The sequence below is a fragment of the Pseudomonas sp. 22515 genome, from assembly GCF_052044625.1.
GTDB lineage: Bacteria > Pseudomonadota > Gammaproteobacteria > Pseudomonadales > Pseudomonadaceae > Aquipseudomonas > Aquipseudomonas alloputida.
Map to the genome: position 1 here is coordinate 274,569 of NZ_JBQENN010000002.1, position 14,914 is coordinate 289,482.

The window sequence follows — 14,914 nt, forward strand, 5'->3', positions numbered from 1 at the left end:
AAGTGCAAAGTCCTCGTGTAGCCTCCCGCCGCCGCGCACTCGGTGGTGTTTGGCCTTGGCGTCGATACGCGCGGTACGCAGGCGTGGATCGAGCGGGTCAGGTTGGCCAATTCGGCGTGTCTGCTTGTGCGATAAGTCGTTCTTTACGCTGGGAAATCTGTCCACAAAAAACGTGGGTAGGTCTGTGGATAAAGTGCTGCAAGCCAGACCCGCGGCGGGCTCTGTTAAATTGAGCAGAAATTGAACAGTTGTTTTATGGCCTGTTTCAGTGGAGCGGGCCGGCTCGGCGTATGGCTGCCAGCAAGTCACGTACCCGCGTCGGCAACTCGCCGGCAGGGTACACAGCGTGCATCTGTGGGTCCTGACCGCTGCTGGACGTCAGGCGGTATTGCGGACACACCCGCACCAGGCGGCCGGCCTTGACCTGTGCTTCGCCGACCCAGGCGGCAAGGCGGGCGATGCCGGCGCCAGCCAGGGTGCTGTGGTATACCGCGCCTCCTGAGCCCAAGCGAAGCCTGGGCCTGGGGCGCAGGCTGGTGATCTGGTCATCGTGGCAGAAGTGCCAGGCCTTGAGGATGCGTGGCGCGGTATGCAGGATCAAGGTGTGGCCATCCAGGTCTTCCGGGTGTTGCGGTGTGCCAGCCAGGGCCAGATATGCCGGGCTGGCATACAGGTGGCGCTGGTAGGGCCAAAGCGGGTAGCCGATAAGTTCGCTCGATTGCGGAAAGGCACCGCGCACCACGAAATCGAATTTACCTTGCAGCGGGTCAAGGGCTTCGTCGCTGTACTGCACGTCCAGGGTCACCTGAGGGTGGCGGCGGGAAAACTCGGCAAGCACTTGCGGTAGCACATGCTCTCCCAGCAGTTGCGGCGCGGCAAAGCGAATCCAGCCTTGGGCGTTGCCGCTGAGCGCGGCCAATTCGTCGGCTGCATCGCGTTGCACATCCAGCAAGCGTTCGGCATGCGGCAGCAAGCGCTCGCCGGCCTCGGTCAGGGTGACGGCGTTGGCGTTGCGGTTGAGCAGTTTGCTTCCCGCATTGTCTTCCAGGGTTTGCACCGCGCGTGTAACTGCGCTGGGTGAACGCCCCAGGGCGCGGGCGGCAGCAACGAAGCTGCGCTTGTGTGCCACGCTGACGAACGCTTGGATTTCCCGCAGCATGTCCAGTGCCATTGCCTGCTCCTCGTTGCAGTTATCGCAATATGGCATTTCAACACAAGTGTGCCACTTTGATTAGCCTTGCAGGCGTCTTCACTGCCTGGAACCGCGTCATGATGGATATTGCTGTGCTTTCTGTGTTCGCCTTCGCCGCTGGGTTGATCGACGCTGCGGTGGGTGGCGGCGGGCTGATCCAGATCCCGGCCTTGTTCAACGTATTGCCCTCCGCGCAACCGGCCGCATTGCTCGGCAGCAACAAATTGGCGTCCGTGTGCGGCACGGCCTTCGCGGCCCGCTCGTTCATCCGTAAAGTGACGCTGGATTGGGGGTTGATCGTACCGGCGGCACTCAGTGCCTTTGTCATGTCGTTCGCGGGAGCCGCCACGGTGTCGCTGGTACCCCCCAGCGTGATGCGCCCGGCGGTGCTGGTGCTGATCGTGCTGATGGCTGTCTACACCTTCTGCAAGAAGGACTTCGGCACCTTGCACACACCTGCCCAGGTCGGCCGCAAGGAGCAGTGCCTGGCAGTGCTGATCGGCGGCGCTATCGGCTTCTACGATGGCCTGTTCGGCCCGGGCACCGGTAGCTTCCTGATCTTCCTGTTCATCCGCTTCTTCGTCCTGGACTTCCTGCACGCCTCGGCTTCGGCCAAGGTGGTGAACATTGCCACCAACCTGGCGGCGCTGGTGTTCTTCGTGCCGACGGGCAACGTGCTGTACGCCATAGCCTTGCCCATGGCGGTGTGTAACATTCTCGGCGCGTTGACCGGTACCTGGCTGGCGGTACGCAAGGGTGCCGGGTTTGTCCGCGGGCTGTTCCTGGTGCTGTTGTGTGTGCTGATCGCCAAGCTGTCGTGGGACCTGCTGGCCGGCTAGCTCAGATCACCAGGCGCTGTGCTTCGGCCTGTTCGACGCGGTTGCGGCCCCGGGCCTTGGCCCGGTACAGCGCCTGGTCGGCACTCGCCAGCAGTTCGTCGAGGCTGGGGGCCGGCATGTCTGCGTCGCAGCCTGCCACACCGATACTCACGGTAATCTGCAGGCGCTGGTCGGCCTGTGCCACGTGCAGGTCTTGGATGGCGCGGCGCAGGCGTTCGGCGATGAAGTTGGCCCGCTCTGGCGCAAGTCCAGGCAGGATGACAACGAATTCTTCGCCACCCAGGCGTGCGATCAGCTCATCGTTGTGCAGCTGGTCCTGAAGGGTGCTGGCGAATTGGCGCAGCACCTGGTCACCGACTGCATGGCCGTGGGCATCGTTGATTGACTTGAAGTGGTCGATGTCCAGCATCATCAGGGTCAGCGGCAGCGCCTGGGCGTGCTGTTGGCGGCTCTCCAGCAGCGCGTTGGCGCGGCGTGTGAAGGCGCTGCGGGTGAGCACACCGGTGAGGTGATCGACGGTGGCCTGGTGCGCCAGGCGGGCCATGAGGCTACGGTTGGCCTGGCTGACGCAGGCCACCACCAGCGGCCCGAGCACCAGCATGGCGATGCCCAGGCGCGCCGACATCAGCGTGGTAACCCCAGGTTCGCTCTGCGGCACGCTGAAATGCATGAGGTTTTGCGCCACAGCCACAATCAGCGTACTGCCGGCCGTGAGCGTCAGCAATGAAACCAGGAACGGTGAGTAGGTCCAGGCACACCACAGTAACGCGGCAATCGGGAAGGCAATGGCCCCAGGGCCACCAAAGGCGATGCTGAATGCCAGCGAGGCCAGCAGCACCAGCAACGGCGCCAGGCGGATGGGTTGCGCGCCGCCGCGCACCAAGGCCCGCACCGAGGGCGCTGTAAGCAGCACCGGCAGTACCAGCACACCGGTCGAGAACTGTTCGCTGAACCAGGCTAGCCAGGTGGCGCGCAACGACTGTTCGAACCACGGTGCGGCCATTACCGCTGCCATGCTGGCCGCCACCATGGCAGCGGCGGCGCAGGCAGCGAACACGCTAAGCACGCCACGCGGGCTGCGCATGCGCCGGTGCATGCGAGGCAAGCGCGACATCAGCTGCCAGAGGGTGACCACCACGCCAAGATTGCACAGGTTGAACCACAGAGCCGGCCCCCAGGCGCTGCCACACAGCAGGTCGGCCCCCACCATGGCCAGCCACACCAGGCAAAAGCCCGTAAACGTGGCTTGACGGGGGTAGCGCAGGAGTACGCCGGCCAGTACCGCATTCACTGGCCAGAACAGCGACAGCGATTCGATCGGGCGTGCCAGGATGCCGCCCAGGGTGAGGGCGAAGGTCACGCCAAGTACAACGACATAAGGCAACACGCGCGATTGGGCTGGAAAAACCATGAACTCGACCGGCAAGCGGAAACGAAATCCAGGACAACGCGATAGAGCACCTGGGACAATTACCCGCAGTGTGTTGGGTCAGGGTGGTTGATGTCAATCTGCCGCGATTGGCTGCGATAATGTCAAATTGCCTCTATTCCTGGCCGCTTTCCTCACAACCCGAAGAACCACGGCACCATCACGACGGTAACCAGCATCACCAGCACGGTGAACGGCACGCCAATCTTGACGAAGTCAGCAAAGCGGTATTGCCCCGGCCCAAGCACCAGCGTGTTGACCGGCGATGACACCGGCGTCATGAATGCCGCCGACGCGGCCAGCGCGACGGTCATGGCGAACGGGTAGGGCGACATGCCCAGCTGCGCTGCAGTGCTGACAGCCACCGGTGCCATCAGAACAGCGGTGGCGGTGTTGGAAATGAACAGCCCGATCACTGCGGTGACGGTGAACAGGCAGGCAAGAATGGCGCTGGGGCCGGCACCACCCAGCACGTTCACCAGCCCACCCACCGCCAGGTCGATGCCGCCGGTTTTCTGCAGCGCCTGAGCGAAGGGCAGCATGCCCACGATCAGCACCAGGCTTTGCCAGTGGATGGCGCGGTAGGCACTGTTCATGTCGATGCAACGGCCTGCGCCCATCAGCAGGCAGCCGATCAGCGCTGCAATGACATTGGGTACGGCGCCGCTGACCATTAGCCCGACCATTACCGCCAGGCTAAGCAACGCTTGCGGTGCGCGGGTGCGGGCTGGTGCGACCAGGTCGATCTCGGCGGGCAGGCTCAGGACCAGGAAGTCTTTGGGCTTGCTCTGCAACTGGCGTACCGCCTTCCATGGGCCGACCACCAGCAGGGTGTCGCCAAGGCGCAGCTTTTCTTCCACCAGTTGCTCTTCGATAGCGGCCTGATCGCGGCGCAGGCCAACCACGTTAAGGCCATAGCGGGTGCGAAACGCCAGTTCGAGAATACTCTTGCCGATCAACTGCGAGCCGGGTGGCAGCGAGACCTCAGCCATTCCCAAATCCTGGGATTGATCGATGAAGTAGGCGGCCTTGAAGTGCAGCGGCTCCAGTTGCATGGTTTGGCACAGGCTGCGCAGGTCGTCATGCTTGGCGAACAGGTCGAGCAGCAGCACGTCGCCCTGATGCAACACGGTGCCCGAGTCGGCCGCGATCACGCGCGTGGTGAACTTGTGCTGGCGCTCGATACCGATCACGTTGGCGCCGTGTCTGGTGCGCAGTTTCAGCTCACCAAGGTTGTGGCCGATCAGCGGCGACTGAGGGCGGATGCGCAGGCGTCGTTCACGGCCGTTGAGCTTGTAGTCCAGGACCAGGTCCAGCAAGGTGCGGCGGCTTTCCACCTGGCCGTCCTTGCGCACTTCACCGTTGAGCCAGTGGCGGGTCAGCAGCATGTACCCGATGCCCAGCACCAGCACCACCAGGCCGAACGGGGTAAAGCTGAAGAAGCTGAACCCTGCTTCGCCATGGCGTACCAGCTCGCTGTGCACCACCACGTTGGGCGGTGTGGCGACCAGGCTGAGCATGCCACTGATGAGGCCGGCAAAAGCCAGTGGCATCATCAGGCGGCTGGGTGAGAGCTGCAGGCGCGCAGCGATGCTCAGCACCACCGGGATAAAGATGGCCACCACGCCGGTGGAGCTCATGATCGATCCCAGCCCGGCCACCGCCACCATCAGCAGTACCAGCAGGCGCGCCTCGCTATTGCCGGCCCGCTCGCTCATCCATTCGCCGATGCGATAGGCAATGCCGGTGCGCACCAAGCCTTCACCAATCACGAACAGGGCGGCGATCAGCACCACATTGGGGTCGCTGAACCCGGCCAGGGCCTGTTCCACGGTAAGGATGCCGAGTAGTGGCAGGGCGAGAATCACCAGCAGCGCGACCACGTCCATGCGTGGGCGGTTGATGACGAACAGGGTAATCACGATGGCCAGCAGGCCGAGGACCCAGAGCAACTCATGGTTCATGGGGAGGGGGTGTTCCTTCACACGGGGGCACGATAGACAGTAGCAGTCAGTGTGCCAGCTTGTAGTGAAGGGGGTGTTGATGTGCTGCAACAAAAAGGGCCGCTATGCGGCCCTCCGGTCACGGGGTCAGTGACGGTGGCGGTGGTGCTTCTTGCTGCCGCGGTTGTTGTCGCCCAGATGGTTGCCGAGGGCACCACCGGCCGCGCCGCCCAGGCCGGCACCCACGGTCGAACCGGTCTTGCCGCCTACTGCGCCGCCCAGCAGCGAGCCGCCGGCCGAGCCCAGGCCACCGCCGATGGCGGCTTCGGTACGGTTGCCTTTGCGCGCACCGACAGCGCTGCCGGCTGCGCCGCCAACGCCGGCACCGATGGCTGCGCCGGTCTTGCCGCCGAGCTGTTGACCAACAACGTTGCCCAGGACACCCCCCAGGCCACCGCCAATGGCGGCAGTACCGTCACCGGCGAAAGCGCCCTGGCATAGCAGCAGGCCAAGGGCAAGGGAAGGCAGAGTCAGACGCATGATACGAACCTCAAAGGAATCATCAGGATAAGTCGCCGCGCAACGGGCGGCAGGTCAGGGCTGAAAGGACGCTTCAGCGGTAGTAGCGGTCACCGCGGTATTGCCGATCGTCATCGTCGTCGCGGTCATGGCGATGGTGGTGGCGATGGTCACGGTCGCGGTCACGCCAGCCGTCGTCATCATGGTAGCGATGGCTATGGCAACCTGCGGTCAGCAGGACAACAGCAACCAGAGAAAGGCTTGCAAGACGCGTGAGCACGATATAGGTCCTTGATCCGCATAGGTTTACGGGGCACCTTTTAAGACTGGGACCGATCGATTTGGTTTCCCGGGCGGGCAAAAAAATTGTGCTTCAAGTGATCAGCGCCAAGGCGTTCGCCTGAAAGAACGGGCTGTGGCGCTGACCGGCATTGATCGTTCCAAGCGTATCAACACGTTCTGGCCATGCTTGGCCGGCGGCGAAGTGCTGTGCAATGGGTCGCCTTGGCCGGGGCGTGTCGAATCAGGATGCCGGTTGAATCGCCAGCACCACGCCATTGGTGATCTGCACCAGCACATAATGCTTGCCCATGCGCACCCAGTGGCTTTCCTTTTCCGGTTCGGGCAGGCCTTTGGCTTTCCAGTCCTGGATGGCCTGGTCATCGCGTTTGTACTGGTCCGGGGCCTTGTCGCCGACGTTCAGTTCACGGTTGTGGGTTTCGGGGGCGGTGATGCTTTCTTCGCTCGAGGGGGCGGCGCTGACGCTCAGAGGCAGGCAAGGCAGGGCGGCGAGTAGCAGATAGTGCAGTTTCATGATGCGTTCCTCGTGATGGCATGTTTTATCTGCGACAGCGGCAAGTGCGCGGCAATTCACTCGGGATGCCTGCCAGTGCTAGAGTCGCCTTCTTTTTTGCGACCCCGAGGATGGAACATGCGTGCGATTCTGCCGTTGGCTGCGGTGCTGATGCTGGCCGGTTGTGCTTCTGCGACCATGGAAACGGCGCGTGGCGGCAAGCCGACTGCGCAGCTCGATTCGCACAAGGCGCCAGAGCTGGTGGCCCAGTGCATCCAGTTCAGCTGGCAGGAAGAGAAGGTGTTCGGTGATGACGCCAGCGGCTACCTGGAGCCTCGCAAGCAGGGCGGTTTCACCGTGTTTACCCGTGAGGCCGAAGCGTTCGTGGACGTTTACCCGCAGCCGGGCGGCACGCGTGTGGATTACTACGCGAAGCAGAACGACGGCGTGGCCTTGCAACGCCGAGCGGCTGCTGCAACCTGCCTGTAACGGCTGACGCTATCGCCGCTCCTGTAAGGGGCCCGTGCATTCAGGGTACTGAGCAAGGCAGTTGTTGCCACGGCAGAGGCGCGCGGGCTTTACAGTTTTTTTCAAGGCAGTTGTGTCGCAGGGCGCTCGGTGGCGGCTAGCATAAGGTGCTTCCACTCAAGGACGACACCATGGACCGTTCACTGCAACTCAACCGCATCAGCTGGGATGAGCGTGCCCCGTTGCACGCCGCTTCGAAGGACTACGAGGTCGAACGCCTGGTCCAGCAACACGGGCACTTGTCCGAAACCGTACGCTTCGACCTGCCATTGCTCGGTGACATCGACGGGCTTGATACGGTCCACTTGCAGTGCCACATCGGCACCGACACCCTGTCGCTGGCGCGCCTTGGCGCCAAGGTTTGTGGCCTGGATTATTCCAAGGCTTCGCTGGCCGAGGCACGGGCATTGGCCGAGCGATGCGCGCTGCCCATCCAGTATGTCGAGTCTGACGTCTATGCCGCCGACAAGGTACTGCCGGCGGGTACGTTCGACCTGGTCTACACCGGTATTGGCGCGCTCTGCTGGTTGCCCCGCATCGAGCCGTGGGCGCGCACCGTCGCGGCACTACTGAAACCGGGCGGGCGGCTGTTCCTGCGCGACGGGCACCCGATGCTGATGGCTGTCAACGAAGATCATCAGGACCGCCTGCAGCTCGAATATCCGTATTTCGAACACGAAGCGCCGACGGTGTGGCACACCGACCAGACCTACGTCGAAACCGATCAACGCCTGGCCCACACCGAAACCCACGAATGGAACCACGGCCTGGGAGAAGTGATCACTGCCTTGCTGGCCCACGGCCTGCAGCTGACAGCACTGGTCGAGCACCAGAGCATCCCCTGGGAGGCGCTGCCGGGGCAGATGGTCAAGGGCGAAGACGGCGAATATCGCCTGCGCGAGCAGCCTGCACGCCTGCCCCTGAGTTACACCTTGGTCGCCGTCAAAGCCTGATCAGGACAGGAAGCCACCGTCGACATTGAGCGTGGTGCCGGTGGTGTAGCTGGAGGCATCGCTGGCCAGGTACAGCACCGCGCCCGCCATTTCCTTGGGGTCGGCCACGCGTTTGAGGGGGATCTGCTGCAAGGCGGCGTTAAGGATGGCTTCGTTCTTCACCAATGCCGAAGCGAACTTGGTGTCGGTCAGCCCCGGCAGTAGCGCGTTGCAGCGAATACCGAAGGGTGCACACTCTTTGGCGAACACCTTGGTCATGTTGATGACCGCTGCCTTGGTCACCGAGTAGATGCCTTGGAACAGCCCGGGTGAAACACCGTTGATCGACGCCACGTTGATGATGCTGCCGCCGCCGTTCTCGCGCATCAGCTTGCCAGCCTCCACCGACATGAAGAAGTAACCACGGATGTTCACGTCCACGGTCTTCTGGAACGCCCCTGGGTCGGTGTCCAGCACATTGCAGAATTGCGGGTTGGTGGCAGCATTGTTGACCAGCACGTCCAGTCGCCCGAACTGTTCGCGAATGCCGGCGAACACCTGCTGAATCTGTTCCAGCTCACCAATGTGGCAGGCTACAGCCGTGGCCTTGCCGCCGGCGGCAATGATGGCGTCGGCCACCTGCTGGCACCCGTCAAGCTTGCGGCTGGAAACGATCACATGGGCCCCTTGCTGCGCGAGCAAGTGGGCGATGGCCTCGCCGATGCCTCGGCTGGCGCCGGAAACAAAGGCAATCTTGCCGTCGAGGTCGAACAGGTGGGTCTTGGACATGCTGTTTTCCTTGTTATCCGTCGTCGTGGGCTGTGCTCAGAGGCTGGACTTGGAAATGACCTGCAAGGTCATTTGTTCCAGCAAGCGGTTCATGTGAATGAACTGGGCGAAACGCTTGTCCTGGGTCTGGCCATGGTAGTAGCGGTAGTAGATCTGCTGAACGATGCCTGCCAGGCGGAACAGGCCATAGCAATAGTAGTAATCGAAGTTGTCCAGGCGGATGCCGGCGCGCTCGGCGTAGTAATCGACGAACTGGCGACGGCTGAGCATGCCCGGCGCGTTGCTCGGCTGGCGGCGCATCAACTGCACTGGCGCCGGGTCGCCGGCTTCGATCCAGTAGGCCAGGGAGTTGCCCAGGTCCATGAGTGGGTCGCCCAGGGTGGCCATTTCCCAGTCCAGCACACCGATGATGCGCATGGGGTTGTCCGCGTCCAGGATGACGTTGTCGAACCGGTAGTCGTTGTGCACGATGCCTGGGCGCGGGTGGTCGGCGGGCATTTTTTCGTGCAGCCAGGCGGTTACCGTTTCCCAGCGTGGCGCATCCGGTGTCAGGGCTTTTTCATAACGGCTGGTCCAGCCCTCGATCTGACGCTGCACGTAGCCCTCCGGCTTGCCCAGGTCGGCCAGGCCGCAGGCGGTGTAGTCCACCTGGTGCAGCTCGACCAGGCGGTCGATGAAGCTTTTGCACAGGGCTTCGGTCCGGCTGGCGTCCAGGTTCAGTTCGGCCGGGATGTCCGAGCGCAGGATGATGCCCTCGACCCGTTCCATCACATAGAACTCGCCGCCGATCAGGCCGGTGTCGGTGCAGTGTGCATAGGCCTTGGGGCAGTAGGGGAAGCCGCTGTTCAGCTGGTTGAGGATGCGGAACTCGCGGCCCATGTCGTGGGCCGACTTGGCCTTTTGACCGAAGGGGGGGCGACGCAGCACGAAGTCGCGGCCCGGGTAGCTGACCAGGTAGGTGAGGTTGGAGGCGCCGCCAGGAAACTGGCTGATGCTCGGCAGGCCGAGCAGGCCGGGGATATTGGCTTTGAAGTAAGGGTCGATGACGGCCGCGTCGAGTTCTTCGCCGGGGCGTACCTGGGTGGACTGGTCGGTGAGCGTCATGCGTCTTCCTTATTCTCGATAGCAAGTACTATTGGGTAATCTAATGGTCCGCCAGGGTTGGAACAATCGTCCCATGTGCCAAATAGGTGAGGGTGTTGCTGTTGGATCACTGCACCGAATGCAGGGCAAAAAAAACCGAAGCCGTCAGGCTTCGGTTTTTCGATCATCCGGTATTCCCAGCCCTCAGGACGGGAACAGCTCGCTGAGTTTCATCGACAGCATCATGTCGCCCTCAACCCGCAGCTTGCCGCCCATGAAGGCCTGCATGCCGTCGGTTTCGCCGCTGACGATACCTTTCAGGGTTTCGGCGTCCATCACCAGGGTGCAGTTGGCATCCGGGTTTTCGCCTTCCTGCAGGTCGCAGGTGCCGTCCTTGACGATCAGCGCGTAGTGCTTGTCTTCGTCGGTGATGTTGAAGCCGAACACCAGGTCCAGGCCGGCGGCAGCGGATGGGTTGAATTTCTCTTGCATCTTTTTGACGGCATCAGCTACGGAGGTCATGGCGCATTCCTTATAGAGTGATTTACACGTCCCCGCAGGGACACAACAAGCCGGGCTTATCGGTAGGTGACAAGCTCCGGCGCCCTCAACAGCTGCACATGGGCCTGGCTGTTGAAGGAGGCCAGTGCCACGTCGCGGCCGCGAAACTTCAGCTGGCTGAGCGACGTGTTGATGATCTGCCAGTTCAGCGCGAACGCCTGGCTGGGGGTAATACCGGTAACCAGGTGGAGCAGGGCGGCAATGGTGCCACCCGAGGTGAAGATAGCAACATGATCGCCGCTGCCGGCGGTATCCAGCACGCGTTGCAGCCCACCTTGTACGCGGGATGTAAACGAATGCCAGGTTTCCAGGCCATTATCGGCATGCTCGCCATCGTGCCAGCGCTGCACCATCAACGCGAACAGACGCTGAAACTCGCTGCGGTGCTGCGCAGCATTGCGCAGCACATGCAGGGCATCGGGCTCTTCGGGCAGCAAGTCGGGCAACAGGGCGCGGATCACCCCGTCGGCATCGAACTCATTGAATGCGGCGTCGGTCTCAACCGCCGGCACCGGGCAGCCGTTGGCGTGCAGCGCCTGCAGCGCCAGCCGTGCGGTATCCTGCTGGCGGCGCAGGTCGCCAGCCACGCAGCGGTCCAGCCGCACGCCCAACTGGGCCAGGTGCTCACCCAGGGCCTGGCTCTGGCGCACGCCCACGGGCGAGAGGACGTCGTAGTCATCGGCACCGAAGGAGGCTTGGCCATGTCGAATCAGGTAGAGATTGCCCACGAAAGGTTCCGGCCTGTTGGAGGTTGCTGCGAGGTTAGGATGCGGCTCACGGGCTGTCAACGAAAAAACATACAAGCGTTTGAAAAGGTTGTTTGAAAGGTGTTGCCAGCGTTTACACCGGCTGGCAGCACCACAGACGCAACGGTATGCTTGCAACAGTGACGCGCCGTAGTGGCGCAGGTATTTAAGGAGTCAACGTGGAGTTTCTTGCCGAATACGCAAGCTTTCTCGCCAAAACCGCCACCCTGGTCATCGCCATCCTGGTGGTACTGTCGGCCATCGCCGGTCTGCGTGGCAAAGGTCGGCGCAAATCGGGCGGGCAATTACAGGTCACCCGACTGAACGATTTTTACAAGGACCTGCGTGAGCGCCTAGAGTCCGGCCTGCTCGACAAGGCCCAGCTCAAGGCCCTGCGCAAGCAGCAGGCCAAGGCGGAAAAACAGCAGAAGAAGGGCAAGGCCGAGGACAAGAGCCGGGTATTCGTACTGGACTTCGATGGCGACATCAAAGCCTCGGCCACCGAAAGCCTGCGCAACGAAATCACCGCGCTGCTGACGCTCGCCACCGCGCGTGACGAAGTGGTACTGCGCCTGGAAAGCGGCGGTGGCCTGGTGCACAGTTACGGCTTGGCTGCGTCGCAACTGGCGCGTATTCGCCAGGCGGGCATCCCGTTGACCGTGTGCATCGACAAGGTGGCTGCCAGCGGTGGGTACATGATGGCCTGCATCGGCGAGAAGATCGTCAGTGCCCCATTCGCCGTACTGGGGTCTATTGGCGTGGTGGCGCAGTTGCCCAACGTCAACCGCCTGCTGAAAAAGCACGACATCGACTTCGAAGTGCTGACTGCTGGCGAATACAAGCGCACCCTGACCATCTTTGGCGAAAACACCGAGAAGGGCCGGGAGAAGTTCCAGGAAGACCTGGACATCACTCACCAGTTGTTCAAGGATTTCGTCTCCCGCTATCGTCCGCAGTTGCACATCGATGAAGTGGCCACTGGCGAAGTCTGGCTGGGCGTGGCCGCCTTGAATCGCAAGCTGGTGGACGAGTTGCAGACCAGTGACGAGTACCTGAGCGACCGCGCGCGCAACGCCAACCTGTTCCACCTGCACTATGCCGAACGCAAGAGCCTGCAGGAGCGGATTGGCATGGCCGCCAGCGGTACAGTGGAGAACGCGGTGGTGGGCTTGTGGAGTAAACTCAGCCGCCTGCGCTAACACCTTGAACCCGTTGAAATTTTTTTTCGTTCAGGGGGTTGCAAGGTTAAAGGAATGAAGACATAATGGCGCCCATCGAAACGCAGCAAACTTTGAAAAAGGTTCAGCGTTTCAAGGAGATAGCAAAGCGCAAGCAGCTAGATCCGACCTTTGAGGCCGAGTAGCAAAGTGGTTATGCTCCGGATTGCAAATCCGTCTACGCCGGTTCGATTCCGACCTCGGCCTCCACCATTCGAAAGCCCCGCAGATTAACGTCTGCGGGGTTTTTCTTTGTACGCCAGAAAATGCCGAAGTCCCAAAACAAATTGCAACCAGTCCCAAAACTTCCTCATTTTGAAGGCTTGGCAATGGCCCCGACGCGCCGGTAAACGCGCTCGGTGATTCCCTCTTTCGAGTGCCCCAGCAGCACGCTCGCATCGCTCAGGTCGTTGATTTCCGAGGCAGCCTTCGGTCGGATATCGCGGAACTGAAACTGGGCGATTCGGTTGGCGAGGTCTGGCTTTTTCTCGACTTCAGCTTTTACCCTTGCGCTCTCGCGGGCGTCTGCCCACCGGTTGCGTAACATTGGCCAACTCATGCGTTTGCCGTGCTCGTTGAGGATGAAGAACGGCGACAGGTGCTCGCTGGTCCTGCGCATGATTCGCTCGAGCAGCTGGCCCAGACTGTTCTTCACCCCGTCCACTTCCAAGACGATCCTCAATCTCTTGCCGGTCTTGCCTTGGCTGACCATCAGGTAGATCCCCTCCACATCGTCCTTTCGCATGGACAGCACATCTGACGGTCGCTGGCCAGTCAGGTACGCCAGGTCCATCGCATCCTTGAGCTCCGGTGGAGCTTCCTCATATACCGCCTGCCACACCGTCTCGTTGGCATAGAAGTCGCGCGGCTTTTCCTTGTTCTTCCTCACGCCCAGGCACGGGTTGTCCCTGGTAGTGAGGCCCCATTCCCTTGCTGTGTTGAACACATGGGAGAGCAGGGCGATCTCCCTGTTTGCCCTGGTCTTGGCCGACCGCGAATCGCGGTACTGCGCGATCATCGCCGGCGTGATGGCATCGATTGGCGCCGAGTCGAACACGGTTCGCAGCTGCTTGAGCTCGTAGATGTTGTCCTTTTGGGTTCTGGCGGCCTTGCCCGGGATGATCTTTAGCAAGTACTCGTCGAAGATTCCCTTCATTGTGGTCAGCTCTTTCGGTACCGACTTGGCCTCCAGTTCCGCCCACTTCAGTTTGGCCTTCACCAAGTCATTGCCGAGGAAAATGTCCTTGCCTGACTTGTCTCTGTAGTACAGCGCCTCCCACACCTTGCCGTTGGCTTTTTGTCTCTTGCGGCGATACATACCTGGTGGCAGGTCGCGATTCTCGGTCTTCCGTGGGCGCATTTCACTTCACTCGGGAAAAATCAGGGGTCCACGCTGGCGCCGGTGGCGGGGCTGCAGTAACTGGAACGGTGTCGATCACTACGCCGCTGAGCTTCTGGCGGGCGTATTGGCGGCCTACTAGTGGCCTGCCGCCGCGGCTCTCGACAAAACCGTCCTCCTGCTGGTGAAGCTCGAAGCTGCTATCAGCGCTCCGCATGCTGGGCTTGATCTCGCGCCGCGTGACAGTCTTCTGGCCGTTTAGGATGGCGCGGACCATATGCCCGCTGAACAGGATCGGGCGTTCCTTTGCTTGAGACATAGCTTCGCCTTGGCCGCCATATCGCGGCAGTGAATAGAGGGGAGAGGGGTTATAGCTTCTAGATATTCAATGTATGTTGGCGCGAATAATTGAAGGCAAGGCAGGGCGCTGATGAAGGAGTTGTTTTTGTTTCCTAGCACCGAGGAGCTTATGTCCGAATCGGATAGAGGCTCCGTTATAGTTGGTGCAGCAATTTTAGAAAAGGCGCTTACTCGTATTATTGAGTTTGAATTCAAGAAAAACGGACTCTCTAATAGATATATTGTAAAAGCATTTGACGGGAACGGCCCATTAGGAACTCTGTCTTCTCGTATCCAAATCGCTAGAGGATTTGGTCTGATTTCTGATGATGCTTTTAGAGATCTGATGATGGTCAGAAAACTTAGGAACGAGTTTGCACACTCGGATAGTCACTGTTCGTTTGGTGACGAACTTGTCAGGAAGCAAATTGATTCTCTGAGCTTTTCGAAGGGGGCTCGCTCTCAGATGATGAACATGCCAGTCTATTCGGCTCTGCTTGCGATGGGGGTGAAAGAGTTGGCCAGGTTCTATAAATATTTGTTCTGTCTGACTGTGAAGGATATCGAAGTGAGCATTGCATCGACCTGGGGCGACCGAAACAGAACCGAACTTACCCGTTGAGATCAGCATTTTTCCACAGAACTGCTGATGGTTATAGTTCCCT

Annotated in this window: 17 protein-coding genes and 1 tRNA gene; 6 read left to right on the forward strand and 12 right to left on the reverse strand. The window is 61.1% G+C overall.

From position 1 onward, the window contains the following. Nucleotides 1-265: 265 nt before the first annotated feature. Nucleotides 266-1,171 carry a LysR family transcriptional regulator gene (locus tag ACTJJN_RS03835; protein WP_017148232.1) on the reverse strand — a complete coding sequence of 302 codons (906 nt, stop codon included), beginning with the start codon at nucleotides 1,169-1,171 and terminating at the stop codon, nucleotides 266-268. A gap of 98 nt (nucleotides 1,172-1,269) precedes the next feature. Between ACTJJN_RS03835 and ACTJJN_RS03840 the strand changes: the two genes are divergently transcribed. Further along, nucleotides 1,270-2,031 (forward strand): sulfite exporter TauE/SafE family protein, encoded by a 762-nt coding sequence (locus tag ACTJJN_RS03840; RefSeq protein WP_440780965.1) that lies wholly within the window; start codon nucleotides 1,270-1,272, stop codon nucleotides 2,029-2,031. 1 nt (nucleotide 2,032) lies between these two features. Here the strand turns inward: ACTJJN_RS03840 and ACTJJN_RS03845 are convergent, their stop codons facing one another. From ACTJJN_RS03845 to ACTJJN_RS03865, 5 genes are all read right to left on the reverse strand, one after another. Beyond that, on the reverse strand, nucleotides 2,033-3,457 hold the full coding sequence (locus tag ACTJJN_RS03845; RefSeq protein WP_440780966.1) for a diguanylate cyclase: 1,425 nt from the start codon (nucleotides 3,455-3,457) through the stop codon (nucleotides 2,033-2,035). A gap of 137 nt (nucleotides 3,458-3,594) precedes the next feature. Continuing rightward, on the reverse strand, nucleotides 3,595-5,424 hold the full coding sequence (locus tag ACTJJN_RS03850; RefSeq protein ID WP_440780967.1) for an SLC13 family permease: 1,830 nt from the start codon (nucleotides 5,422-5,424) through the stop codon (nucleotides 3,595-3,597). Between the two features lie 126 nt (nucleotides 5,425-5,550). Continuing rightward, nucleotides 5,551-5,943, reverse strand: coding sequence for a glycine zipper domain-containing protein (locus ACTJJN_RS03855; protein WP_010954752.1), 393 nt, complete (start codon nucleotides 5,941-5,943; stop codon nucleotides 5,551-5,553). A gap of 73 nt (nucleotides 5,944-6,016) precedes the next feature. After that, nucleotides 6,017-6,202 (reverse strand): hypothetical protein, encoded by a 186-nt coding sequence (locus ACTJJN_RS03860; RefSeq protein WP_004577263.1) that lies wholly within the window; start codon nucleotides 6,200-6,202, stop codon nucleotides 6,017-6,019. A 243-nt stretch (nucleotides 6,203-6,445) separates the two neighbouring features. After that, nucleotides 6,446-6,736, reverse strand: a complete 291-nt coding sequence (locus ACTJJN_RS03865; protein ID WP_010954750.1) for an RcnB family protein — start codon at nucleotides 6,734-6,736, stop codon at nucleotides 6,446-6,448. A gap of 117 nt (nucleotides 6,737-6,853) precedes the next feature. Here ACTJJN_RS03865 and ACTJJN_RS03870 point away from each other — a divergent pair, with 117 nt between their 5' ends. Then, on the forward strand, nucleotides 6,854-7,204 hold the full coding sequence (locus ACTJJN_RS03870; RefSeq protein WP_003251087.1) for a hypothetical protein: 351 nt from the start codon (nucleotides 6,854-6,856) through the stop codon (nucleotides 7,202-7,204). A 170-nt stretch (nucleotides 7,205-7,374) separates the two neighbouring features. After that, nucleotides 7,375-8,196, forward strand: a complete 822-nt coding sequence (locus ACTJJN_RS03875) for a class I SAM-dependent methyltransferase (RefSeq protein ID WP_064492614.1) — start codon at nucleotides 7,375-7,377, stop codon at nucleotides 8,194-8,196. On the opposite strand, the gene ACTJJN_RS03880 is transcribed toward ACTJJN_RS03875, so the two are convergent. The 4 genes from ACTJJN_RS03880 to ACTJJN_RS03895 all read right to left on the reverse strand — a co-directional run bounded on the left by ACTJJN_RS03880 (nucleotide 8,197) and on the right by ACTJJN_RS03895 (nucleotide 11,336). Continuing rightward, nucleotides 8,197-8,964: an SDR family oxidoreductase gene (locus ACTJJN_RS03880; protein ID WP_003251082.1), complete on the reverse strand. Its 768-nt coding sequence runs from the start codon at nucleotides 8,962-8,964 to the stop codon at nucleotides 8,197-8,199. Between the two features lie 36 nt (nucleotides 8,965-9,000). Continuing rightward, nucleotides 9,001-10,068, reverse strand: coding sequence for a phosphotransferase family protein (locus ACTJJN_RS03885; RefSeq protein WP_440780971.1), 1,068 nt, complete (start codon nucleotides 10,066-10,068; stop codon nucleotides 9,001-9,003). A gap of 183 nt (nucleotides 10,069-10,251) precedes the next feature. Next, nucleotides 10,252-10,569 (reverse strand): SCP2 sterol-binding domain-containing protein, encoded by a 318-nt coding sequence (locus ACTJJN_RS03890; protein ID WP_003251077.1) that lies wholly within the window; start codon nucleotides 10,567-10,569, stop codon nucleotides 10,252-10,254. Nucleotides 10,570-10,625: 56 nt separating this feature from the next. Then, entirely contained in the window at nucleotides 10,626-11,336 is a 711-nt protein-coding gene (locus ACTJJN_RS03895; RefSeq protein WP_014756055.1) for a histidine phosphatase family protein, read from the reverse strand. Nucleotides 11,337-11,533: 197 nt separating this feature from the next. Between ACTJJN_RS03895 and sohB the strand changes: the two genes are divergently transcribed. Then, the gene (gene sohB, locus ACTJJN_RS03900; protein WP_014756056.1) at nucleotides 11,534-12,553 is read left to right on the forward strand and encodes a protease SohB; all 1,020 of its coding nucleotides are present in this window, start codon (nucleotides 11,534-11,536) and stop codon (nucleotides 12,551-12,553) included. 154 nt (nucleotides 12,554-12,707) lie between these two features. Then, a tRNA-Cys gene (locus ACTJJN_RS03905) sits at nucleotides 12,708-12,781 on the forward strand. 100 nt (nucleotides 12,782-12,881) lie between these two features. Here ACTJJN_RS03905 and ACTJJN_RS03910 read toward each other — a convergent pair. Both ACTJJN_RS03910 and ACTJJN_RS03915 read right to left on the reverse strand, forming a co-directional pair. Then, on the reverse strand, nucleotides 12,882-13,931 hold the full coding sequence (locus tag ACTJJN_RS03910; RefSeq protein ID WP_041167305.1) for a site-specific integrase: 1,050 nt from the start codon (nucleotides 13,929-13,931) through the stop codon (nucleotides 12,882-12,884). Nucleotide 13,932: 1 nt separating this feature from the next. Continuing rightward, a complete protein-coding gene (locus ACTJJN_RS03915) occupies nucleotides 13,933-14,229 on the reverse strand; it encodes a hypothetical protein (protein ID WP_014756148.1) in 297 nt (98 codons plus the stop codon). 111 nt (nucleotides 14,230-14,340) lie between these two features. Between ACTJJN_RS03915 and ACTJJN_RS03920 the strand changes: the two genes are divergently transcribed. Next, a complete protein-coding gene (locus tag ACTJJN_RS03920; protein WP_014756149.1) occupies nucleotides 14,341-14,871 on the forward strand; it encodes a putative mannitol operon repressor in 531 nt (176 codons plus the stop codon). Nucleotides 14,872-14,914: the final 43 nt, after the last annotated feature.

Bases quoted from the DNA above. Each gene is read 5' to 3' on its own strand.
- ACTJJN_RS03835 (WP_017148232.1), bottom strand. From the start codon at position 1,171: ATGGCACTGGACATGCTGCGGGAAATCCAAGCGTTCGTCAGCGTGGCA.
- ACTJJN_RS03840 (WP_440780965.1), top strand. From the start codon at position 1,270: ATGATGGATATTGCTGTGCTTTCTGTGTTCGCCTTCGCCGCTGGGTTG.
- ACTJJN_RS03850 (WP_440780967.1), bottom strand. From the start codon at position 5,424: ATGAACCATGAGTTGCTCTGGGTCCTCGGCCTGCTGGCCATCGTGATT.
- ACTJJN_RS03855 (WP_010954752.1), bottom strand. From the start codon at position 5,943: ATGCGTCTGACTCTGCCTTCCCTTGCCCTTGGCCTGCTGCTATGCCAG.
- ACTJJN_RS03865 (WP_010954750.1), bottom strand. From the start codon at position 6,736: ATGAAACTGCACTATCTGCTACTCGCCGCCCTGCCTTGCCTGCCTCTG.
- ACTJJN_RS03870 (WP_003251087.1), top strand. From the start codon at position 6,854: ATGCGTGCGATTCTGCCGTTGGCTGCGGTGCTGATGCTGGCCGGTTGT.
- ACTJJN_RS03875 (WP_064492614.1), top strand. From the start codon at position 7,375: ATGGACCGTTCACTGCAACTCAACCGCATCAGCTGGGATGAGCGTGCC.
- ACTJJN_RS03880 (WP_003251082.1), bottom strand. From the start codon at position 8,964: ATGTCCAAGACCCACCTGTTCGACCTCGACGGCAAGATTGCCTTTGTT.
- ACTJJN_RS03885 (WP_440780971.1), bottom strand. From the start codon at position 10,068: ATGACGCTCACCGACCAGTCCACCCAGGTACGCCCCGGCGAAGAACTC.
- ACTJJN_RS03890 (WP_003251077.1), bottom strand. From the start codon at position 10,569: ATGACCTCCGTAGCTGATGCCGTCAAAAAGATGCAAGAGAAATTCAAC.
- ACTJJN_RS03910 (WP_041167305.1), bottom strand. From the start codon at position 13,931: ATGCGCCCACGGAAGACCGAGAATCGCGACCTGCCACCAGGTATGTAT.
- ACTJJN_RS03915 (WP_014756148.1), bottom strand. From the start codon at position 14,229: ATGTCTCAAGCAAAGGAACGCCCGATCCTGTTCAGCGGGCATATGGTC.
- ACTJJN_RS03920 (WP_014756149.1), top strand. From the start codon at position 14,341: ATGAAGGAGTTGTTTTTGTTTCCTAGCACCGAGGAGCTTATGTCCGAA.